Origin of the sequence: Bacillus hominis (assembly GCF_030348325.1) — a bacterium.
Lineage (GTDB): Bacteria > Bacillota > Bacilli > Bacillales > Bacillaceae_G > Bacillus_A > Bacillus_A hominis.
Genome location: NZ_JAUCFS010000005.1, coordinates 4,805,154 through 4,827,675, shown reverse-complemented (window position 1 = coordinate 4,827,675; position 22,522 = coordinate 4,805,154). Strand labels below are relative to the sequence as shown.

Sequence of the window (22,522 nt, the reverse complement as noted above, 5' to 3'; positions counted from 1 at the left end):
TATTATATTAAATGAGCATGTAGTATTTAGATATTTATAGGAGGTTAACCGTTGAAAACAGTAAAAAAAGCCATTATTCCAGCAGCTGGATTAGGGACTCGCTTCCTACCAGCAACAAAAGCAATGCCAAAAGAAATGTTACCAATTGTTGATAAACCAACAATTCAATATATCGTGGAAGAGGCAATTGCGTCTGGAATTGAAGATATTATTATCGTAACAGGAAAAGGAAAACGTGCAATTGAAGATCATTTCGATCATTCCTTTGAATTAGAACAAAACTTACTATCAAAAGGAAAGTATGAAACTCTTGAAAAAGTACAAGAATCTTCAAAGATCAATATTCATTATATTCGCCAAAAAGAGCCTAAAGGTTTAGGACATGCTGTTTGGTGTGCTCGTAAATTTATTGGAAATGAGCCATTTGCGGTACTACTTGGTGATGATATTGTTCAAGCGGATACGCCGTGCTTACGCCAATTAATGAATCAATATGAGAATACACAATCATCAGTAATTGGTGTTCAAACTGTTCCAGAGAATGAAACGCATCGCTATGGTATTATTGATCCGCTAGAGCAAAAGGATCGCAGTTATCAAGTGAGTAAATTTGTTGAAAAACCTGCTAAAGGAACAGCACCATCTAACTTAGCGATTATGGGGCGTTACGTGTTAACTCCAGAAATCTTTATGTTCTTAGAAGATCAACAAACAGGGGCAGGCGGAGAAATTCAGTTAACAGATGCGATTCAGCGTTTAAATGAAATTCAACGTGTATTTGCATATGATTTCGAAGGAAAACGCTATGATGTCGGAGAAAAACTAGGGTTTATTCAAACAACAATTGAAATGGCACTGCAACACGAAGAGTTAAAAAAAGAGCTATTAGATTATATGAAAAAGTTAGTGGAAAGCGCAATGGTTTGTAACTAAGCTTTAACGATAAAAAAAAGACTTCATTAGAAATGAAGTCTTTTTTTGTAGAAAAGGATGCTAAAATTTTTATGAATCAGAATCAATATGTTGGGTAAACAGTTAAGGTGAATCTGTTTTTGGAATTAGCTTTTTAATAATACTTCTTTTTTTCAGTCGTCAAACTTGTAGATATTGTTTAATTCAGTTTTAAATAGTTTTTATGATATATTAATATATGAATAAATTAATTCATTTGAAATAATTATTTATGAAGTTATTTTTGAATTTATATAAGGATAATTGAATTAAATATACTAAGGTAATTGTTGGATTTGATGTATAAATTTATATTGACGGGTTCATTATCAAGAACTAAAATGAATATTAAATGAGTATATTAAGATTAAAGAAACAAGGCGTGAATTTTCCGAATGAAATGTATACTCAGAAAATTCATTCTACTTATGATTTAGTAAATTATGTTCGATATAATCAAAATTAACTTAGGTTATACGATTTGATTTACCAGCGATTAGCTTTTTTATTAGTTAAATAGACAGTAATGGAGGGGAAACATGGAAAAGGAAATAAACTTAAAAAATTTATTTAATGTTATAAAAAGAAAATTTTGGATTATTGCAGTAATTACGATATTAGCGGCATGTATTGGTGGTATATATAGCATTTTCATGAAAACGCCTTTATATGCGTCTTCTGCAAGAATCCTCATTCCAGCTAATGCTGATGCTATAGCTACACTTAAAGTGATGATAAAGGAACCTATTGTTTTAGAGAAAGTGGCCAAGCAATTAAATTCGCAAAAATCAGCAGATGCATTGAATGGACAGGTTAGTGTTGGAAAGATTGAAGAGTCACAGGTTTTTGTTATTACGGCTGTGGATACTAATCCAGCCCAGGCAGTCAAAATTGCCAATGCTACAGCAAATGTTTATAAAGAAGAAGCCAATGCTATCCTAAATTTTTCGAATGTCCGCATCTTAACAGAAGCAAAAGTACAAGAGCATCCTTTACCGATAAACTTGAATCATGCAAAAGCGATTGAGATGGCCTTGGCTGCCGGTCTTATACTGAGTATCGGAGTAGTCTTTGTATTGGATTCTCTTGATGAAACAATTAAATCGGAACGTAACATTGAAAAATTATTACCGGTTCCCGTTTTAGGAAGTGTTTCTCAAATGAAGAAAAATAATATAGTAGATAAAACAAGTAAGAGAGAAAGTGTAATAGTGGAGGGGAAAACATTTGATTCATAATAAAAAGCAAAGCCGTATCCTTGATAATAGTCATTTAATTGCTCATATCGCTCCGAAATCGAAGATGGCTGAGGAATATCGAACAATTCGTACTAACCTTCAATTTGCAATTGGCACGGACAAAACAAGAACTATAATTATTACTTCTCCTGGATATGGAGAAGGTAAAACCACCACTGTGGCAAATTTGGCGGTTTCTATGGCTCAGCGAGATGAAAAAGTCTTAGTTGTTGATGCGGATTTGCGAACTCCGGAACTACATGCGATTTTTGGAATGGAAAATAAATCTGGATTAACAAATGTTTTGGAGGGAAAAGCAGCATTAGAAAAAGTGGTAATGCAGACAGAAATCAAAAATGTACATATATTGACAAGTGGTCCCGAAATTAATAATCCAGCTGAGATGCTTAGTTTACCATCTATGCAAAATTTAATTAGCAAAGCAATAGAGCAGTATGACATTATTTTGTTTGATTCTCCGCCCCTTCTTGAGGTTATAGATGCAAATATACTAGCTAGTCAATGTGATGGGGTATTATTGGTGCTAAGTTGCTATCAAACTGCTAGTGAAGCAGTTGTTGAAGCGAATAGGGCCTTAGATTTAACAAAAGGAAAGCTTGTAGGGGCTATTCTAAATAAAAAAGTATAAGAGATTTATTAGAATTGATTATACATAAAATAATAATACAGCGCTTTCCTAATGGGTGACGTAAGGATGAGAAGCTTTTCATATATTTTATAGTAGAGAATGAAGGACCACCTATAAAAAATTATAGGGTACGGTGATGTCTCCTTACCACTATCAATGGAGACACTCGATCATACTGTGGGTTGAAGAACCTTAGACGTTAGTCGTCAAGAGTGTGGTGTGAGGGAGGGTTGGATGCCCAAACTTATTTGAAGTTCTTGTCTAGAAAGTCTTTCTAAAGGATTTTGTAGATAGGAACTTTGTATTAGTTGGTTATTGATTATTTTCCTTGTCTATATGTTTAGCTAGACATATTCAATATATAAATCTTTTAATTCTAAGATAACAATTATGAGAATTTCCTTTTGTTATATATAAAAAATTTAGAGAGGGGGGCCTATTATGACGTATCGCCAGAGATTATCCTTATTAATTTTAATTGATTCCTTAATCGTATTAACTACGGTTTTCTTTAGTCGCTTCTTAGTAAGTGCTGATTTCAATGTCATAACATTTCCCATCGTAGTGAGTGCAATGACGCTGCTACTTAGCCATCATATTTTTTCTTTTATTTATAAGCTTTATAAAAAAGCATGGGAGTATGCAAGTGTAGGAGAATTGCTAATTATTTTAAAAGCAATCACACTTTCTGTTATCACAACGGCAGTAGTACAACAAATATTGGTTCAAGATATTTATTTCCGTCTTCTTGTTGTAACTTGGATGATTCATATTTTACTGATTGGAGGATCACGTTTTCTATGGCGGATGTTCAGAGATGCTTATATTCAAAAAGGGGACGACAAAAAAAGAACACTAATTATTGGTGCGGGTTCTGCAGGTACAATGGTTGTAAGGCAACTTTTGAATAGTAATGATACTGAATTACTGCCTGTGGCATTTATAGATGATAATATAAAGAAACAAGGGTTGGATATTCTTGGAATACCGGTAATTGGAGGAATTGACCGTATTGAATTTGCTGTTCAGCAATTAGATATCGATAGCATCATAATAGCAATTCCTTCACTTAGCAAGAAAGCATTAAATATGATTTTTCAAGAATGTTCCAAGACAAAAATAAAAACACAAATTCTTCCAATGCTAGAGGATTTAGTGACTGGAAAAGTTTCAGTGAATGAATTTCGTGATGTCCAAGTAGACGATTTATTAGGACGTGATCCTGTTGAATTGGATATTGAAAGTATTTCAGAATTTATTACTAATAAAATTATTTTAGTAACTGGTGCTGGTGGTTCAATTGGATCTGAAATTTGTCGTCAAATTGCAAAATTCAACCCAAAACAATTGATTTTATTAGGTCATGGTGAAAATAGTATTTATTCTATCGAAATGGAATTGAAAGAGCTATACGGTGACACAGATATTGTCGTTACCACAGAAATTGCTGATGTACAGGATGATCTGAAAATGATGTCAGTAATGAGTCAATATCAGCCTCAAGTTGTTTATCATGCCGCTGCACATAAGCATGTACCATTGATGGAACGTAACCCCGAAGAAGCTATCAAAAACAATTTAATCGGGACAACAAACGTGGCAAAAGCGGCAAGCTGGAATGGGGTCGAGACGTTTGTAATGATTTCTACAGATAAAGCTGTGAATCCGACAAGTGTAATGGGAGCAACAAAAAGGCTTGCTGAAATGGTAATTCAAAACTTGGACAAAACAAGTAATACGAAGTTTGTGGCTGTAAGATTTGGTAATGTATTAGGAAGCCGCGGTAGTGTTATACCGTTGTTTAAAAAACAAATTAAGCAAGGTGGCCCAGTTACGGTTACACATCCAGATATGATTCGTTACTTTATGACAATTCCAGAGGCGTCCAAGCTTGTAATGCAGGCTGGTGCATTAGCTAAAGGTGGAGAAATATTTGTGTTAGATATGGGAGATCCTGTGAAAATAGTAGATCTTGCGAAAAATTTAATTACATTATCAGGAAATTCTCTGGAAGAAATACAAATAGAGTTCACTGGAATAAGACCTGGAGAGAAGCTCTTTGAAGAACTATTGAAAAAAGAAGAAATACATGAACAACAAATTCATCCTAAAATTTATATAGGTAAAACATCGAACCTTTGTATAAACGAAATTGAAGCAGTTCTCCAAACTTATAAGAATCTCGAGAAGACGGAATTAAGAAAACGTGTATTGACATTGGCAAATAGTCATATAACTCCACAAAATATGATGTAAATATGGATTTTAATCTGCATATATATGCTTAGACTTATGTTTTACTATGTAGAGAAATGAGAATGAAGTATGCACAGGTGGTTAGTTACAATATAACAATTGTAGGGTGATATATATGGAAAATAAAGTATTATTTTGTGCGACGGTAGACTTTCACTTTAAGGCATTTCATTTGCCGTATATGAAATGGTTTAAAGAACAAGGCTGGGAAGTCCATGTTGCTGCTGCTGGCAACATAGAACTTCCATATGTGGATAAGAAGTATGACATTTCTATTCAAAGGTCACCTTTGCAATTTAAGAATATTAAGGCTTATAAAGAGCTGAAAGATATTATTGATGAAAATCAATATAAAATTATTCATTGTCATACCCCGATGGGGGGAGCCGTTGCACGTTTGGCAGCAAGAAAATCTAGAAAGCATGGAACAAAAGTTTTATATACTGCGCATGGATTTCATTTTTGTAAAGGTGCCCCGCTTGCAAATTGGCTGTTATATTATCCAATTGAAAAAATGCTAGCAAATTATACAGATTGCCTCATTACAATTAACCAAGAAGATTATAACTTGGCTGTTCAGCGAAAGTTTAAAGTACCTAAAATTGAACAAATTCATGGGGTGGGAGTGGACACAGAATATTTTAAACCAGTTAGTGAGGCTCAAAAGAATTGTCTAAGGATTGAGATGGGTTATAAACCGGATGATTTTTTAATGTTTTATGCGGCTGAGTTTAATAAAAATAAAAATCAGCAGTTTTTGATTCGTTCATTGGCCTTAATAAAAGATCATGTTCCCAATGCAAGGCTTCTATTGGCTGGGAATGGTCCTTTGATAAATGATTGCAAAAATTTAGCTAAACAAATGGGTGTATTTGAAATGATAGATTTCCTTGGTTATAGGAATGATATTGCAAAAATTTTACCTATTTGTGATATTTCTGTTGCATCCAGTCTACGTGAGGGGTTACCAGTTAATATTATGGAAGCGATGGCTTGCGGATTGCCTGTTATAGCCAGTGAGAACAGGGGCCATAAAGAGTTAATTCAAAATGGTGTAAATGGTTGGACAGTAGGTCGTGAAGACATACAGACAATGGCAGAAAAGATAAAATATCTCGCTGAAAATAGTAGCTTACAAGGCATATTCGGAGAGTCTGGTCGTGAGATTATTAAAAATAATTATGCCGTCAATAAAGTATTAGAAGAAAAGAGCCATATTTACACCATGTTTATGAGTAGAACGGAGGCGTTAGATTGGGTTGTCCATTAAGAATCTTACATGTTGTAGTCAATATGAACCGTGGTGGTGCAGAAACCCTTATTATGAACTTGTACCGGAATATAGATCGAAATAAAGTGCAGTTTGATTTTCTTACTTGTAAGGAAGGTGTTTTCGATACAGAAATATCAGAATTAGGTGGGAAAGTGCACAGGATTCCATATATTACTGATGGTGGTCATAACGAATACATAAAGTCTTTAGATAATTTTTTTGAATCTCATCAAGAATATAAGATTGTACACTCACACATGGATAAGATGAGTGGATTTGTGTTACGTGCAGCTAAGAAAGCTGGTATACCAGTTCGTATCGCACATAGTCACAATACTAGCAGTGAAGGTGGAGTTGCTGCGAAAGTATATAAGTGGTATGCAGGGAAGTATATATTACGAAGTGCGACACATCTTCTAGCATGCTCGGATGCAGCATCTCGCTGGTTATTTGCAGGTAAAACAGATACTGCCACGATTTTAAAAAATGGAATTGAGCCTGAAAAGTTTTCATTTTCCCCCGAAATTAGAAAACAGATAAGAGAGGAACTAAATCTTACAGTTGATAACTTTGTAGTAGGGCATGTAGGAAGGTTTGCGCATCAAAAAAATCATGGATTCCTTATAGAAGTGTTTGCTCAGTTAGTTAAACTTAGAAGAGATTCCGTTCTTGTTTTGGTGGGGGATGGTCCGTTACGGTTAGAGATTGAACAAAAAGTGGAAGAATTAAATTTAGGGGCTAATGTAAAGTTTCTTGGCATAAGGAGCGATATCGACCATTTACTTCAAGCTTTTGATGTATTTGCATTCCCATCCATTCATGAAGGATTGCCTGTTACTCTTATAGAAGCGCAAGGAGCTGGGTTATCTTGTGTAATCTCGGATGCGATAACTAAAGAAGTAGACATGGGAGCAGGTCTAGTGAGTTTTGAAAGCATAAATACCTCTCCCGAAATATGGGCGCAGGATATATTGGATGTCAATAAACGTATGCAAGATGTAGAAGGATATATCAAGAAAGAAGGATATGATATAAGTGAATCGGCTACTTGGCTTGAGAATTTTTATCTTCAAGCGCTTTAATTAATAGTAACTTCTATATTTTAAATAATGTCTAAAGGATTAAAAAGGAGCACAATGATGTCAAGAGTTTCATGTTGTCTTAGGCTAGGAGAAGTTCCGCTGCATCTCTATAATATAACTGCAGGTTTTGTTCTACTTGCTCAACAAGGAGTAATAGACTTGAGGATAGAGAAACTTAGTAAGAATCATCAAGATCAATTACCTTATAATATGATGGAAGTTATAATCAACGGGAAAACTCGAGTGTTATATGATGTTAATGATGGTTATGATAATTTGCTTAAGCAAAATCAGGATTATGTTGAGTTTATGAATGTGTTGTTAGAAAAATACGACTTTTACTTTAAGCGAAGTTTTAATAGTTTTTATAATTCAAAGTTAAGGCATAAGGAAAAAATTTATCCTCTTGGATTAAATTATATGGTTACAATACCTGGAAATATTGCGCATTCACCGATGCCTCAAGATCCACTTAGGGAGAAAATTAAGAAAATAATACGGAAGGTTCCGTTGTCTCAATATTACAATGGTTTATATCGTATTAATTCTTTTGAAGATATACCTCATAAAGAAATAGATTCAAAAATTCTTTTTATGGCTAGGCTATGGGATGTAAATGGAGATTATGAAGGGCAAATTTCTTCGAATAAAAAGGAAGAACGTGCATATATTAATGATTTTCGAGCAACATGCATTAGACTTTGTCGAAAAGAGTTTGGAGATAAATTTTATGGAGGAGTAGCACCATCAGAATTTGCATATAAAAATTATGCAGATATTGTTATAGAAGACGGAAAAGCTACTGAACGGAATAATTACCTAAGAAAGGTAAAAGAATCTGCAATTTGTATTGCAACTATGGGATTACATCAATCTATTGGTTGGAAATTTGCAGAGTATGTTGCAGCAAGCAAGGCAATAGTAACAGAAGAATTACATTATGAAGTCCCAGGTGATTTTCGTGATGGTCAAAATTATCTTGTTTTTAAAACACCAGAAGAATGTATAAATCAAATATATACTTTATCAAATGATGAAAATTATAGATATCAAATGATGATTAACAATTATAGATATTACCATGAATATGTAAGACCTGATAGATTAGTATTAAATAGTATATTAACAATATTAGGGGATGAATTTTAATAGATTAGATGATTGATGGAGAGATGTAAATTGAAACCTACTCTTACAATTTTTACACCTACATTTAACCGTGCTTACACGCTGCATTTATGTTATGAAAGTTTAAAGCGACAGACAAGTAAGGATTTTGTTTGGTTAATTATTGATGATGGATCTACAGATGATACAAGAGAGTTAATAGAAAATTGGATTTCCCAAGGCAGTATCTCAATTCAGTATCATTATCAAGAGAATCAGGGAATGCACGGGGCACATAATACTGCTTACGAATTAATTGATACGGAACTTAATGTTTGTATTGATTCTGATGATTATATGGCGGATGATGCCGTTGAAAATATCACTCGTTTTTGGAAGGATTATGGAAGTAATGATTACGCTGGCATAATAGGGTTAGACGCTAATCCAAATGGAAAAGTTATTGGAACGATGATGCCGGAACATGTGAAGGAATCTAAACTGACAGATTTGCATGCGAAATATAAAGTCACAGGTGATAAAAAGTTAGTTTATCGATCAGAGTTAACACGAAAAACCCCACCATATCCAATATTTTCGGGCGAAAAGTACTGTCCTCTAAGTTATAAATATATTCTTATTGATCAAGAGCATCCGTTACTCATCATGAATAAAGTTCTTTGTCATGTTGAGTATTTAGCAGATGGATCTAGCATGAACATTATTAAGCAATATAGAAAGAATCCCCAAGGGTTCTCATTCTTTAGAAAAGTTGCTATGAAATATGCTCCTACATTAAAAGAAAAATTTCGAGAATCTATACATTATGTATCTAGCAACTTGATGATCAAAAACTATAAATTTCTCATTGAGTCCCCATGTAAATTTATTACTTTGGTGGCTACACCTTTTGGGATTATGCTTCATTTTTATATTCAAAAGACAAGTAAAGCTACTGTTTTGAAAAATAAATAGTAGGTCTTTAATTAACTATGTATTTTATTGTCACATGTATTTAGATTGTAAGAGAAATATAGGACTGATAGGCTATATTATTGAATTATTTGGTTAAAGAATAGCAAAGAGTTTTATATTTACAATCTGTAATATGAAAGGAATTTAAAAATGTTTATACTTTGGGTTACGCTGGCTTTAGTTTATATTCTTTCTTTTTTAGCAAGATATTTTTCTACTCCTGTAATAATGGGACCACACATTGTTCAATCAAAGCCCAATAAGCTGTTAGTATTTTTGACAATAGTTATTCTTGTAATGGTGTCTGGTCTCCGTAATAATATCGGGGATACTTTTTTTTATATGTATTCTTATAAAAAAGATACGTTTGATTGGGAACATATAAAAGAAGGAAAAGATATGGGTTTTAATGTGCTTCAGATGATTTTAAAGCAGTTCTCTAATGACCCTCAAATATTGATTTTTGTAACGGCACTGATAACAAATGTACTTATTGTGTTGGTTTTATATAAATATACAAGAATGTTTGAATTAAGTTTATATGTATATATAACAGGTGGAATGTATTTAATATCAATGAATGGGATAAGGCAATTTCTTGCAGCAGCAATTATTTTTGCTGCAACAAAATATATATTTGAAGGTAACTGGAAAAAGTATATTTTAATTATTCTATTTGCATCAACAATACATCAAACTGCACTTATCCTTATTCCAATATATTTTATGATTAGGAGAAAAGCATGGTCATGGGAAACGTATGTAACCCTTTTTTGCTCTGTATTCATAGTTATAGGGTTTAATCAATTTTTAGATACGTTATTCTCAGTCATAGGAGATAGTCAGTATGGAGATTACAAGAACTTTTCTGAGGGCGGAGCAAATATACTTAGAGTTGGAGTTAATATTCCTCCAATTATTATTGCTTACATTGGAAGAGAGAAACTTAGGGAAATATTTCCTAAAAGTGACTATGTAGTAAATATGTCTATATTAGGACTTGTATTCATGATAATTTCAACACAAAATTGGATTTTTGCAAGATTTTCTATATATTTTGGATTATACCAATTAATTTTAATTTCATGGATTATAAAATTATTTACTGATAAAGACCAAAAACTAGTTTATTATGCAATATTAGTATTTTATTTTATTTTCTATGCATACGAGAATGTAATAACATTAAACATTATTTATAAAAGTAATTTTTTAAATTTCTAAGTTTTTTAAGGTGAAATATGTTAATGACTAGTTGATCAATGAAATATGGAAATTTAGGTGTATAGGTATATTATTCTATATAGTTTAGAAAGGGGATACTGAGTTGGCATTTACAGAAAAGATTCCACGCATCATTCACTATTGTTGGTTTGGTAAAGGAGAAAAACCTATAATAGTAAAAAAATGTATAGATAGCTGGAAAGAGAATTTAGCTGGTTATGAAATAATTGAGTGGAATGAAGATAATTTTGATATAAATTGTAATTTATATGTCAAGGAAGCCTATGAATACAAAAAATTTGCATTTGTAAGTGATTATGTAAGAGTATACGCTCTTTATAAATTTGGAGGAATTTACTTAGATACGGATGTGGAGGTATTCAAATCTTTTGATGATATGCTACATCATGATTCATTTTGGGGATTTGAACAAGAGAACTATATAGCTACAAGTACAATAGGGGCCACTAAAGGAAATGTGTTAATAAGAATGTTTCTAGATTCATACGAAGAAAAAAGTTTTATTAAAGAGGATGGAAAGTATGACAGTTTAACCAATGTGGCCATTATAAGCGAGATACTAAAAAATAAAGGATTACAGTTGAATGGAAAATATCAAGAAATAAGTGGGATAGGGGCCTTCTATCCTCAAACATATTTTTCTCCATATGATTATATTAACTGTAGAAAATTTATTACTCCAAATACATATGCAATGCATCATTTTTATAAAAGTTGGTTACCACCTAAAGCAAGATTGAAGAGTGGTTTAAAACTGTTAGCATCTAAGGTTATAGGTGGAGAAAATATAGCGCGGATAAGAAAATTTGTTACAAAAAATTAGGAGGCATATATGAAGGATATACTGGTGGCCTCATTTGATATGGAAGTTGGAGGAGTAGAAAGAAGCCTTATAAGTATGCTTGAGGGTTTTGATTACAAAAAATACGCTGTTGATTTAATGCTGTATAGACATCAAGGGGATTTTATGGAATTAGTTTGTAACAAGGTAAATTTATTAGAAGAAGTTCCACAATACACCACCTTTAGGAAGTCAATTGGAGAAACTTTAAAGGATAAAGAGTATGGCATTGGATTTTCTAGAATTTTATCTAAGATAAATACTCGTTTTGCAGGAAAAGCTAAAGGAATAGTAGAGACAGGATATTATCAAATGCAATTAATGTGGAAATATGCTACTCCATTTTTACCTAAGCTAGATAAAGAATATGACGTTGCGATTAGCTATTTATGGCCGCATTATTTTGTAGCAGATAAGGTCAAGGCTAAGAAAAAAATAGCATGGATTCATACAGATTATTCCATAATTGAGACAGATATAGAGATGGATTTAAAAGTATGGAATAAATTTGATTATATTGTAGCTGTATCAGAAGCATGCAAAAATTCATTTTTAAAAAAATATAGTTCATTAAAAAATAAGGTTATAGTAATGGAAAATATAACCTCCCCGCAGTTTATTAGAGATATGGCGAATGAAGAAATAGATACCCCTATGCTTCTTGATAACCGTTTTAAAGTTATAACTGTGGCTAGGCTATCTCATGCAAAAGGAATCGATAATGCTGTTAGGGCTTTAAGGATATTGAAAGATAAAGGCTATGAGAATATAGCCTGGTATGTAGTTGGATATGGTGGAGACGAAACAATGATTAAAAATCTAATAAGGGATTTGAAATTAGAAAATAGCTTTGTGTTGCTAGGAAAGCAAATTAATCCATATCCATATATAAAAGAAGCTGATTTATATGTCCAACCATCTAGATATGAGGGAAAAGCTGTTACAGTAGGAGAGGCTCAGATACTTGCAAAACCAGTCCTAATTACAAATTATACAACCGCAAACAGTCAAGTGAAAAATGGGGTTGACGGATATATTACGGAATTATCCGTTGAAGGAATAGCAGATGGAATAGAAAAATTGTATAGGGATGCTACCGTAAGAAAGCAGTTAGCTAACAATTGTAGTAATACTGATTATAGTAATAAGTATGAATTAAATAAGTTGTATGAAATTATGGAGGCTTAAAAGTTTATTAAGTGTATTGGTACAACTACAAAAATTTTAAAAAATGAAAGTATAAGAGATTCGAAGCAAAGGAGTGATTTGCTCATGAATAGAAATGTCAGTGTAATTATACCGGTTTATAATGCTGGTAAATATATTACTCGGTGTATAGAATCACTGTTAAATCAGGTGCTTCATAACTGTGAATTTATCTTTATCAATGATGGTTCAACGGACAATAGTGTAGAGATTATTGAAAAGTATAGGGCACTAGATGACAGGATTATACTTATAAATCAAAAAAATCAAGGTGTGAGTATTGCAAGGAATCAAGGAATTCTTATAGCTAATGGTGAATATATTGGGTTTGTTGATGCTGATGATTATGTAGAAGCGGATATGTATGAAACTCTGTATAATTCAGCAAAACAAAGCAATTGTGATGTAATTATATCAAATTTAAGAAGTGAGATTGAAGGGCATAAGGTAACAATTGAATATCCATTTCCAACTAATATTGTTCTGGAAAAAGAATATATAAATAAAGAGATATTATCCTATTTTCTTAAAAGCGATAATTTAAATACTGCTGTAAACAAAATTTATAAAAATAGCATAATAACGAAAAATAATGTGAAGTTTCCAGAGAAGGTTGCATTAGGAGAAGATGGAATGTTTAATATTCAATTTTTTAGTAATGCAACTAATATGAAATATATAGATTATACGGGATATTATTATAGGGATGTAGCGAGTAGCGCAACTCGGGATATCTCAAAAAAAGATTATTTCAAGCGAGCTGTGGAAGTATATAATATGGAACTACCGAAAATTTACATCGAAAAGGTCGATAAGGCAAAGATACGTGAATTGAAATCAAGAAAGTTTATAAATAGTGTAATTTCCTACGTATATATTTATTTTGAACCGTCTAAGGAAATACGGTTTAGTGAGAGATATGAATACATAAAAAATATGATATGCAATAAATATGTTAGAGAGGCATTGCCGTTATATTGTGAAGTAACTTATAGCAAGCTTGGTAGATATGAGAAATTTTTAATAAATATGATTAAAAGAAAATCTACTGTGGGGTTATACTTCGCAGTCTCTTACAGCAGGCTTAGAAATAAATAAAACTGGAGGAATTTAGTGTGAAGTTTATGATGTTTGCCCATGGGGGCAGTTTGAATAGAGGGTGCGAAGCGATAGTTCGAGCTTCTACAAATATTATAAAAGAAAAAATAGATGGAGCAAAAGTATGTTTGGCATCAGATAGACCTGAAACAGATAAGGTAATCAATAAGTTAGATTATATATATGATGGCTCTAGCCGCAGTCTGAAAAAATATTCATATGATTGGTTATTGTCCTCAGTTAAAGTAAAACTCTTTAACGATGAGTCTTATGCGTTAGGGAAAATTCATCATAACATAATAAAGCATATAAAAAGTTCCGATGTATGTTTATCTATCGGAGGGGATAATTATTGCTATGGAGAGCAACCTGGGTGGTATGAGATTGATAGAAGAGTAAAAATGCAGGGGAAAAAGCTAGTACTATGGGGATGTTCTATAGGAGAAGAGGATATGTCTGAAAGAAAGTTGGAAGATCTAAAGCTCTTTGATTTAATATTAGCACGCGAAAGTCTTACCTATAATATGTTAAAAAAACAAGGATTAAATAACGTTCAATTGTGTGCTGATGCTGCATTTACAATGGAAAAAGAAGAATTGGAGTTGCCTAATGGATGGCAGGAAGGAAATACAATGGGTCTTAATTTTAGCCCGCTTGTATGGAATAGAAATGAGAATTCTCAAGTTGCGGTAAGAGAGTTAATTAATCATATATTAAATACGACAGATATGACGATTGCTCTTACACCTCACGTTATTGAAGATGGGAACAATGATTACGAAGTTCTCTACAAATATTACAAAGAATTTAAGGACACAGGCAGAGTGATTCTGTTACCAGATAACTTAAATGCAATACAGTATAAGGGGTATATAGCTAGAATGCGTTTCTTTATAGGAGCTCGAACGCATGCAACTATAGCTGCTTACTCTAGTTTTATTCCGACTATGGTATTGGGATATAGTGTAAAGTCCAAAGGGATATCTAAAGATATATTTGGGGAAGAAAAATTAGTTTTAGATATAGAGGAGATATCTGATAGTAATAAATTAAAAGCAAGATTTGATGAGATGGTACGAGAGGAAGAGGAGATAAGGCAAAAGCTACGACAATCTATACCTAATATAAAGAAAATGTCTTACAAAGCAGTAGAATATTTGAAAGAATTGTCTAAGTAATTTGGGGTACATTATGAAAAAAAAACTACTATTTGTTATGCCTAGTTTATCTGCTGGTGGTGGAGAAAAAAGCTTGATAAATTTACTATCTCAGATAGATTACAGTTTATATGATGTAGATTTATTTTTGTTTAATAAAACAGGAATATTCATAAATTCGATACCAAGAGAGGTAAATATATTAGATCTGCCAAGTGATTATAAAATATTTGCATCTAGCCTTAAAAATTCAATAATGGGCTTTTTAAAGAATGGACAAATTGATTTAGCATATTCAAGATTGATGTTCACTATTAAAAATAGATTGATAAAGGAAGCTGCAATTTCAGAACAGTATACATGGGAATATCAAAGTAAGTCATTTGAAGTGTTAGAAAAAGAGTATGATGCAGCGATAGGCTATCTTGAAAAGTCTTCAATATACTTCGTAGTTGATAAGGTCAATGCCAAAAAAAAGGCTGGATGGATACATACAAACTACTCGAATTCAGGTATGGATTGCCAGTTCGATAACTCATATTTTGAACAACTAGATAATCTAATAACGGTTTCAGAAGAGTGTGCAAAATCGTTACAAGAAAATTTTCCACAACTAAAAAATAAAGTTACGATTATATATAATATAGTAGCTCCTGGCGTTATATATGATTTATCTAAAGAAGATATAGAAGATGACAGTTTGTTTGATAGACATTATACCAATATTATTACTGTCGCCAGATTAAGTCATGAAAAGGGTTTAGATTTAGCGGTGAAATCTTGCAAGTTACTTCTTGAAAAAGGATACAAGATAAATTGGTACGTATTAGGGGATGGAAATGAAAAAGATGCATTAGAACGTTTAATAGAAGATCATCATCTATCAAACCATTTTACAATTTTGGGGGTTCGAGAAAATCCCTATCCTTATATACGAAAAGCAGATATATATGTGCAACCATCTAGGTATGAAGGTAAGTCTATAGCAATTGATGAAGCAAAAATATTGCATAAACCGATAGTGGTGACCAACTTTGAAACTGCAAAAGATCAAATAAATCATGGAATAAACGGAATTATTGCTGAGATGTCTGAAGAAGGAATAGCAACTGAAATTGAAAGGCTTATCAAAGATATAGAATTAAGGGAAAGAATCGTAAATAATTTATCTACAGAAAAGTTAGGAACCGAAAAAGAAATAAATAAGCTCTACGGAATTCTTTAAAAGGTGATTATTATGAAAAAAGACGTATTATTTGTTATCAATAATTTGAACTGCGGTGGGGCTGAGAAGTCATTAATCTCTCTGTTGAATACGATGGATTACTCTCGCTATAATGTGGATTTATTTTTATTTAAGCATGAAGGTTTATTCCTTAATAAAATCCCTAAACAAGTGAATGTATTGGAAGAACCTTCTGAGTATCAGTTGTTTGATATGCCGATAAAAGCAGCTGTCATGAAATGCTTGCGACAAGGAAGACTAGATATAGCCTTATCAAGGGTTTGTGCAGGTTACATATTTAAAAGTGAAAAAAACAAAGCCCGTTGTGAACAGAGAGTATGGCGATATCTATCAAAATCTTTACAGAATATAAGTAAAAAGTATGATGTAGCGATTGGGTACTTAGAAAAGAACCCAGTTTACTTTTGTATAGACAAAGTAAATGCGAATAAGAAAATTGGTTTTATACACACTGATTATGACAAATTAGGAATGGATCCTAACATTGATATGGGTTATTTTCGTTCATTGGATCATATAGTGACGGTGTCTGAGGAATGTGCCAATGTTTTAAAACAAAGATTTTCTATATATAACGACAAAATAGGTGTTATTCATAACATCGTATCTCCAAGTACGATAAATAAAATGTCACAGGAAAAGGTAGATCTAGAGCGTAAAGGGGTAAAGCTTGTTTCTGTAGGAAGGCTAAGTCATGAAAAGGGATTTGATTTGGCTATAGAAGCATGTAAGAATCTGGTTGGAGATGGATATGAAATAAAGTGGTATATCATTGGAGAAGGGGAAGGGCGAGGTAAGTTAGAAAAAATGATAGAAGAAAATCACCTTCAAGATCATTTTTTACTGTTAGGACTGAAAGAAAATCCCTATCCGTATATAAGAGAAGCAGATATATATGTACAACCATCCAGGTTCGAAGGAAAATCTATCGCAATAGACGAAGCAAAAATACTGCATAAACCAATAATGGTAACAAATTTCAGTACAGCTAAAGATCAAATTAAAAATGAAGAAAATGGGCTGATTATAGACATGGATGCTCACTCACTTTCGGAGGGAATTAAGAAATTAATACATAATGAAGAATTAAGAAATAAGTTAATAAAGAACTTATCAGATGAAGAGCTAGGAACCGAGTCGGAGATAAAAAAATTATATACATTATTTAAGTAGTATAGAAAGGACATAATTATATGGTTATACAGGCAGCGTGCCTTGTGTTACTTACTGTAATCGCAATTATTGTAGTGATTGATTTCATTCCTATAGGAAAGAATTGGTTGGGAAGAATAAAAATAGGGAGATATACGGATAAAGGCTTATGGAATCAGTCAATCACTCATATAGGTGTTAAGTGGCTAAATAAAACACCAAAGATTAAGGTAACTGATAACACAAGATTAATAGCAATTGATATGTTGAAAGGAAATTATACGAAAAGTGCTATACAGCATTGGCAAGAAGCATCTTTACTATTAGGGTTGTCTGAATACCTGAAATATAACGATGACAAAGCAGTGAAACATGAAATTACGAAGTTTTTGAACTCTAAATTTGATCATAATGGTCAGTGGGTGCACAAACCTCAGTATGTAGATGGAGCAATACTTGCTTATGCGATCATGAAGCTGGATTTTGAGGATATAGATAAATATAAAAAAGCCTTGGATGCTACTTGGGAAATGATACAAGAGCATATAGGTGAGGATGGTACGATAGAATATAGAAAGTTTATGAAGGGGTATCGATACGTAGATACCATTGGTTTCATATGTCCATTCTTAGTGACTTACGGCATTAGGTATAACAAAAGTGAGTGTATAGATTTGGCTGTAAAGCAGATTAAAGAATATGAAACATATGGAATGTTAAACTTAAGTCATATACCATGTCATGCTTATAGATTAGAAGATAAAGTTCCTCTAGGTTTATATGGCTGGGGAAGAGGTCTTGGATGGTTTGCTATAGGTCTTATAGATACGTGGAATGAATTACCGGAAAACAACAGCTATAAACCTGTATTAGAAGAAAGTGTACGTAAATTTGCAAAAGCTACGATGAAATTTCAACAACAGGGCAATTGGAATTGGACTGTAACCAGGAACGAATGCGGACCAGATTCCTCCGCTACATCCACACTGGGGTGGTTTATGTTGAATGCAGCAAAGATAGAAGATATTTCAAAGGAATGTTTGGAAAGTGCAGATAAAGCTATCGGTTATTTGATGGGAGTGACAAGAAGAAACGGAGCGGTCGACTTCTCTCAAGGTGATACGAAGGATATAGGTGTATATTCTACGTTATTCGATATATTGCCATTCACACAAGGGTTTTGTATTAGATTAATTAATTTACGTAATAATTATAAAATTTAGTCATCCTTATAAGGGCGGCTAAATTTTAATAGTTAGATTAATAAATGTTATATAAGATATGAATAGAGGGATAAGAGTAATTTTCTTAAGAAAAAGAGGAAAGATAATCTAATGCTCTATCGAGAAAAGTATTAGAAAGGAGCTTGGTATGGTGCAAATAAAAATAAAAAGTATGTTAGTTTTTATTTGGAATAAATTGATCGATATGAAAATTCAGAGTTTGAATCGATTAACTATCATAAAAGATCGATTCACGAAGTGCTTTTTCAAGCCCCCTAGGATTCAATCTATAGATGAAACTTTAAAAAAAATTATTCATGATAAAGCTTCCGTAGCCAGGTATGGTGATGGTGAATTTAAATTAATTCATAATCTAGATATAACATTTCAACGGGCTGATCATTTGTTATCAAAAAGATTAAAAGAAATATTGCTAAGTGAAGATGAGAAGTTCTTAGTTTGTTTGCCGGATGTTTTTCAAGATTTATCAAAATATGCAGATGAACCAAAGGATTATTGGAGTCTTCATACTGCAAAATATAGATTAAAGTGGTATAAAGACTTGAAGAAGGGAAAAATATATTATAATTCCTTTATATCGAGATTCTATTATCCCTTTCGAGATAAGTCAAAATGTAAAGAATGGTTTATATTATTAAAATTAATATGGAAAGATAGGGATATAGTTTTAATAGAGGGTAGTAAGAGTAGATTAGGTATTGGAAATGATCTGTTTGACAATGCTAAATCAATTGAAAGGATTTTAGTACCAGAGGAGCACGCATTCTTACATTACAATAAAATCTTAACAGCAGCAAAAAAAAATAATAAATCTAAATTGATGCTATTAGCGATAGGGCCTACTGCTACTATATTAGCATATGATTTGTATAAAGAGGGATATCAAGCAATTGATATAGGGCATGTGGATATTGAATACGAATGGTTTTTAAGACAAGCAAAAACTAAAATCAAAATTGAAAATAAGTACGTATGTGAAGCAGGTGCTGGACAAAATGTGGGCGATATTCAAGATGAGAAATATTTAAGCGAAATTAAAGCTGTAATAAGATAGGCATGAGGGTTTAACTTATGTAAGTAATGTAGAGGTGAAAGGATTGCATGAATTAATAAGTGTTATTGTTCCCATATATAATGTGGAAAAATGGTTAGCTAGGTGTATTGAAAGTGTTTTAAAACAGCCTTTCGTCAATATTGAATTAGTTCTAGTCAATGATGGTTCAACAGATAAATGTGGTGAAATATGTGAAGAATATGTAGAAAAGGATAATAGAATTAAAGTAATCTATAAAGAAAATGGAGGAGTGAGTAGCGCAAGGAATGCAGGGATCGAGGCTGCTACAGGGAAGTATATAGTGTTTATAGATCCCGATGATGTGGTAAGCGAAAACTATTTTACTAGGTTATATGGTATTGCGGAAGATGAAAAGTGTGATGCTGTAATATGCGGATACAAAACTGTTCCAAATAATAATAGTATTATTCCTAACTTCAAATTAGATACTGTTATGAACGGGAGAGATTTTATACTGAGCTCTCCAAATGTTCATTCCAAGAATGATCTATGCTTCGCATGGAGGTATATATACAATTTAAGCATTATAAAAGAAAAAAACATCAGATTTAATGAACAAGTGTTTATTGGAGAAGATGTTATTTTTAATTTAGAGTTTTTATTGCACTCACAAAGGGTATGTGCAGTCTCAGAAGTTCTTTATTTTTATACTATTAATAATCCAAATAGCTTAATGAGGGTTCCGTATAAACCAAATTTAGAGAACAGTTTAGTTTTACAATATCAAATGAGAAGACAACTTTCACAAGAATTTGGTTTACTACACGATAAGCAATTTAAAAAAGATATGGCTAATTATTATATAAATCACATATATAGACTCTTGATTAATAATTTAAAAAGCGACCCTAATGTGGATGTTAATAATGCTTTTCGTAGAATAGTGAATTATGAAATGTTCTCAGATAGTGTAAAAGGAATTGGTTTTTCATATCGATGCAATAACTTTAAGGAGTATATATATTATTTAGCAATAAAGTTTAAAGTGTATCCTTTAATAGTTGCAGCATATAAAAGAGAAATCAGGTAATGCTCTTGGGTTGAAAGTGTTTTCATACTTTCTGAAGTGGGAGGAAAAATGAGAGTTAAAAATTCAATAATTAATATATCAGCCGGTATAGGCAGTCAAGTTATTATTACGTTACTAAGTTTTGCTTCCAGAACCATATTTATTACTTATTTAGGTGTTGAGTATCTGGGGGTAAATGGATTATTTACTAATATATTAGGAATGTTATCTTTAGCTGAAGCAGGAATAGGATCTGCTATCATATATAATCTATATAAACCAGTGGCAGAAAATAATCAGGATAGAATCAATATGCTTATGAATTTTTATAGAAAGGCATATATGGCAATAGCTTTAATAGTATTGTTACTAGGATTACTTTTGTTACCTTTTCTTGGATATATCGCTAAAGATGCAAAGGTAGACAATATTCATTTTATTTATATTATATTTTTAATTAATACAGCTTCATCTTATCTATTTTCTTATAAAACCTCATTTTTAAATGTTTGTCAAAAGGGATATATTGTTACAGGGATTTATTCTATCTCATCTATTATATCTACTTGCATTAAAATAGGGATTTTATACTTTACGCATAGTTATATTTTATATCTAATAATCGATATTATTATAACAATCAGTACCTCTGCGTTCTTGGCTATATTGGTAGATAAGATGTACCCATTTTTAAAAAATAAAGCAGCAAGCAAATTAGATAGTGAAACCAAAAGTAATATTGTTAAAAATGTAAAGGCTTTAGTGCTACATAATATAGGCGGATATATTGTCTTTGGTACTGATAACATGTTAATTGCGTCTTTTGTCAGTGTTACAGCTGTTGGATTGTATTCAAATTATTATATGTTAATTAACATTTGTAGAACTTTTATAAATCAAATCTTTGATAATATAAATCATAGTGTAGGGAATTTGGTTGCAAAAGAAAGCGATGAAAAAATTTATAGCATATTTAAGATTACTATGCTTTGTAATTTTTGGATATACTCATTTTTTTCCATATTTTTATATATTATAATGCAACCCTTTATTACTTTATGGATTGGTTCGAAATTTATTATGGATATAAGTGTATTAATTATATTAATGATAAATTTTTATGTATCAGGAATGAGACGTTCTATATCTATGGTCAAAACAACATCAGGGATTTTTCATGAAGATAGGTATGCGCCCTTTTTAGAGGCTGCCGTGAATCTGGTGGCTTCTATTGTCTTGGTGCAATATATGGGCATAACAGGTGTTTTTATTGGAACACTTATAAGTACACTAGTGGTTCCATTTTGGATTGCTCCTTATTTAGTATATAAGAAAGTATTCCGTAAACCGGTTAGAGATTATTTTTTAAAATATACTTACTATGTGATGATAGGGTTAGGAGCTTGTGTTATCACAAGTTTTATATGTGGTCTTATTCCGTATAATGGATTACTAGAATTAATATTAAGAGGGATGATTTGTTTAATAATTCCAAATGCTATTTATGTATTTGTTTTTTATAAGACAGATGAATTTAAGTATTTATTTGGAGTTGTTAAAAGTATAATTGGAAACCTGAGGGTGAAAATTCAGTCACACAAAAAGGGCACTTTTTAATTTGAAATCTACATTTCTATAATCCCGTTACTGACCCAATCCATCGAGCACCAGCGCCTAATGAATTGACACAAAATTATAATGCTTAAAGTAAGAGCAAG

General features: G+C 32.1%; 19 protein-coding genes. All 19 read left to right on the top strand.

What is annotated here, in order from left to right; translation table 11 throughout:
• Window positions 1–51 precede the first annotated feature (51 nt).
• The 19 genes from galU to QUF93_RS27625 all read left to right on the top strand — a co-directional run bounded on the left by galU (window position 52) and on the right by QUF93_RS27625 (window position 22,421).
• Window positions 52–933 (top strand): UTP--glucose-1-phosphate uridylyltransferase GalU, encoded by an 882-nt coding sequence (gene galU / locus QUF93_RS27715; protein ID WP_289375945.1) that lies wholly within the window; start codon window positions 52–54, stop codon window positions 931–933.
• 557 nt (window positions 934–1,490) lie between these two features.
• The gene (locus tag QUF93_RS27710) at window positions 1,491–2,189 is read left to right on the top strand and encodes a YveK family protein (protein ID WP_289375943.1); all 699 of its coding nucleotides are present in this window, start codon (window positions 1,491–1,493) and stop codon (window positions 2,187–2,189) included.
• Window positions 2,179–2,838 carry a CpsD/CapB family tyrosine-protein kinase gene (locus tag QUF93_RS27705; protein WP_071743867.1) on the top strand — a complete coding sequence of 220 codons (660 nt, stop codon included), beginning with the start codon at window positions 2,179–2,181 and terminating at the stop codon, window positions 2,836–2,838. The genes QUF93_RS27710 and QUF93_RS27705 overlap by 11 nt, the downstream gene beginning before the upstream one ends.
• A gap of 441 nt (window positions 2,839–3,279) precedes the next feature.
• The gene (locus tag QUF93_RS27700; protein ID WP_289360829.1) at window positions 3,280–5,094 is read left to right on the top strand and encodes a polysaccharide biosynthesis protein; all 1,815 of its coding nucleotides are present in this window, start codon (window positions 3,280–3,282) and stop codon (window positions 5,092–5,094) included.
• 115 nt (window positions 5,095–5,209) lie between these two features.
• Window positions 5,210–6,364: a glycosyltransferase family 4 protein gene (locus tag QUF93_RS27695; RefSeq protein WP_289375938.1), complete on the top strand. Its 1,155-nt coding sequence runs from the start codon at window positions 5,210–5,212 to the stop codon at window positions 6,362–6,364.
• Entirely contained in the window at window positions 6,349–7,449 is a 1,101-nt protein-coding gene (locus tag QUF93_RS27690) for a glycosyltransferase family 1 protein (RefSeq protein WP_289375937.1), read from the top strand. The genes QUF93_RS27695 and QUF93_RS27690 overlap by 16 nt, the downstream gene beginning before the upstream one ends.
• Window positions 7,450–7,506: 57 nt before the next feature.
• The gene (locus QUF93_RS27685) at window positions 7,507–8,598 is read left to right on the top strand and encodes a hypothetical protein (protein ID WP_070145563.1); all 1,092 of its coding nucleotides are present in this window, start codon (window positions 7,507–7,509) and stop codon (window positions 8,596–8,598) included.
• 30 nt (window positions 8,599–8,628) lie between these two features.
• Window positions 8,629–9,531, top strand: a complete 903-nt coding sequence (locus QUF93_RS27680; protein ID WP_289360825.1) for a glycosyltransferase family A protein — start codon at window positions 8,629–8,631, stop codon at window positions 9,529–9,531.
• A gap of 150 nt (window positions 9,532–9,681) precedes the next feature.
• Window positions 9,682–10,755: an EpsG family protein gene (locus QUF93_RS27675; protein ID WP_002184568.1), complete on the top strand. Its 1,074-nt coding sequence runs from the start codon at window positions 9,682–9,684 to the stop codon at window positions 10,753–10,755.
• Window positions 10,756–10,858: 103 nt separating this feature from the next.
• Window positions 10,859–11,599 carry a glycosyltransferase family 32 protein gene (locus tag QUF93_RS27670; protein ID WP_090813747.1) on the top strand — a complete coding sequence of 247 codons (741 nt, stop codon included), beginning with the start codon at window positions 10,859–10,861 and terminating at the stop codon, window positions 11,597–11,599.
• Window positions 11,600–11,608: 9 nt separating this feature from the next.
• Window positions 11,609–12,805: a glycosyltransferase gene (locus QUF93_RS27665; protein ID WP_289375931.1), complete on the top strand. Its 1,197-nt coding sequence runs from the start codon at window positions 11,609–11,611 to the stop codon at window positions 12,803–12,805.
• 84 nt (window positions 12,806–12,889) lie between these two features.
• On the top strand, window positions 12,890–13,921 hold the full coding sequence (locus QUF93_RS27660) for a glycosyltransferase (protein WP_289375929.1): 1,032 nt from the start codon (window positions 12,890–12,892) through the stop codon (window positions 13,919–13,921).
• A 17-nt stretch (window positions 13,922–13,938) separates the two neighbouring features.
• Window positions 13,939–15,099, top strand: a complete 1,161-nt coding sequence (locus tag QUF93_RS27655; RefSeq protein WP_000671003.1) for a polysaccharide pyruvyl transferase family protein — start codon at window positions 13,939–13,941, stop codon at window positions 15,097–15,099.
• Between the two features lie 13 nt (window positions 15,100–15,112).
• Window positions 15,113–16,303, top strand: a complete 1,191-nt coding sequence (locus QUF93_RS27650) for a glycosyltransferase (RefSeq protein ID WP_016130943.1) — start codon at window positions 15,113–15,115, stop codon at window positions 16,301–16,303.
• 12 nt (window positions 16,304–16,315) lie between these two features.
• The gene (locus tag QUF93_RS27645; protein ID WP_016127641.1) at window positions 16,316–17,497 is read left to right on the top strand and encodes a glycosyltransferase; all 1,182 of its coding nucleotides are present in this window, start codon (window positions 16,316–16,318) and stop codon (window positions 17,495–17,497) included.
• 20 nt (window positions 17,498–17,517) lie between these two features.
• Window positions 17,518–18,699 carry a glycoside hydrolase family 88 protein gene (locus tag QUF93_RS27640; RefSeq protein WP_289375927.1) on the top strand — a complete coding sequence of 394 codons (1,182 nt, stop codon included), beginning with the start codon at window positions 17,518–17,520 and terminating at the stop codon, window positions 18,697–18,699.
• A gap of 148 nt (window positions 18,700–18,847) precedes the next feature.
• Window positions 18,848–19,774, top strand: coding sequence for an SP_1767 family glycosyltransferase (locus QUF93_RS27635; protein ID WP_289375925.1), 927 nt, complete (start codon window positions 18,848–18,850; stop codon window positions 19,772–19,774).
• 43 nt (window positions 19,775–19,817) lie between these two features.
• On the top strand, window positions 19,818–20,825 hold the full coding sequence (locus QUF93_RS27630) for a glycosyltransferase (RefSeq protein WP_016130938.1): 1,008 nt from the start codon (window positions 19,818–19,820) through the stop codon (window positions 20,823–20,825).
• A 48-nt stretch (window positions 20,826–20,873) separates the two neighbouring features.
• Entirely contained in the window at window positions 20,874–22,421 is a 1,548-nt protein-coding gene (locus tag QUF93_RS27625) for a lipopolysaccharide biosynthesis protein (RefSeq protein ID WP_289375923.1), read from the top strand.
• The last annotated feature ends 101 nt before the right edge of the window (window positions 22,422–22,522 follow it).

Coding starts and splice junctions, on each gene's coding strand:
- QUF93_RS27710 (WP_289375943.1), top strand. CDS start 1,491: ATGGAAAAGGAAATAAACTTAAAAAATTTATTTAATGTTATAAAAAGA.
- QUF93_RS27660 (WP_289375929.1), top strand. CDS start 12,890: ATGAATAGAAATGTCAGTGTAATTATACCGGTTTATAATGCTGGTAAA.
- QUF93_RS27650 (WP_016130943.1), top strand. CDS start 15,113: ATGAAAAAAAAACTACTATTTGTTATGCCTAGTTTATCTGCTGGTGGT.
- QUF93_RS27700 (WP_289360829.1), top strand. CDS start 3,280: ATGACGTATCGCCAGAGATTATCCTTATTAATTTTAATTGATTCCTTA.
- QUF93_RS27625 (WP_289375923.1), top strand. CDS start 20,874: ATGAGAGTTAAAAATTCAATAATTAATATATCAGCCGGTATAGGCAGT.
- QUF93_RS27635 (WP_289375925.1), top strand. CDS start 18,848: ATGGTGCAAATAAAAATAAAAAGTATGTTAGTTTTTATTTGGAATAAA.
- QUF93_RS27675 (WP_002184568.1), top strand. CDS start 9,682: ATGTTTATACTTTGGGTTACGCTGGCTTTAGTTTATATTCTTTCTTTT.
- QUF93_RS27685 (WP_070145563.1), top strand. CDS start 7,507: ATGTCAAGAGTTTCATGTTGTCTTAGGCTAGGAGAAGTTCCGCTGCAT.
- QUF93_RS27645 (WP_016127641.1), top strand. CDS start 16,316: ATGAAAAAAGACGTATTATTTGTTATCAATAATTTGAACTGCGGTGGG.
- QUF93_RS27640 (WP_289375927.1), top strand. CDS start 17,518: ATGGTTATACAGGCAGCGTGCCTTGTGTTACTTACTGTAATCGCAATT.
- QUF93_RS27665 (WP_289375931.1), top strand. CDS start 11,609: ATGAAGGATATACTGGTGGCCTCATTTGATATGGAAGTTGGAGGAGTA.
- QUF93_RS27695 (WP_289375938.1), top strand. CDS start 5,210: ATGGAAAATAAAGTATTATTTTGTGCGACGGTAGACTTTCACTTTAAG.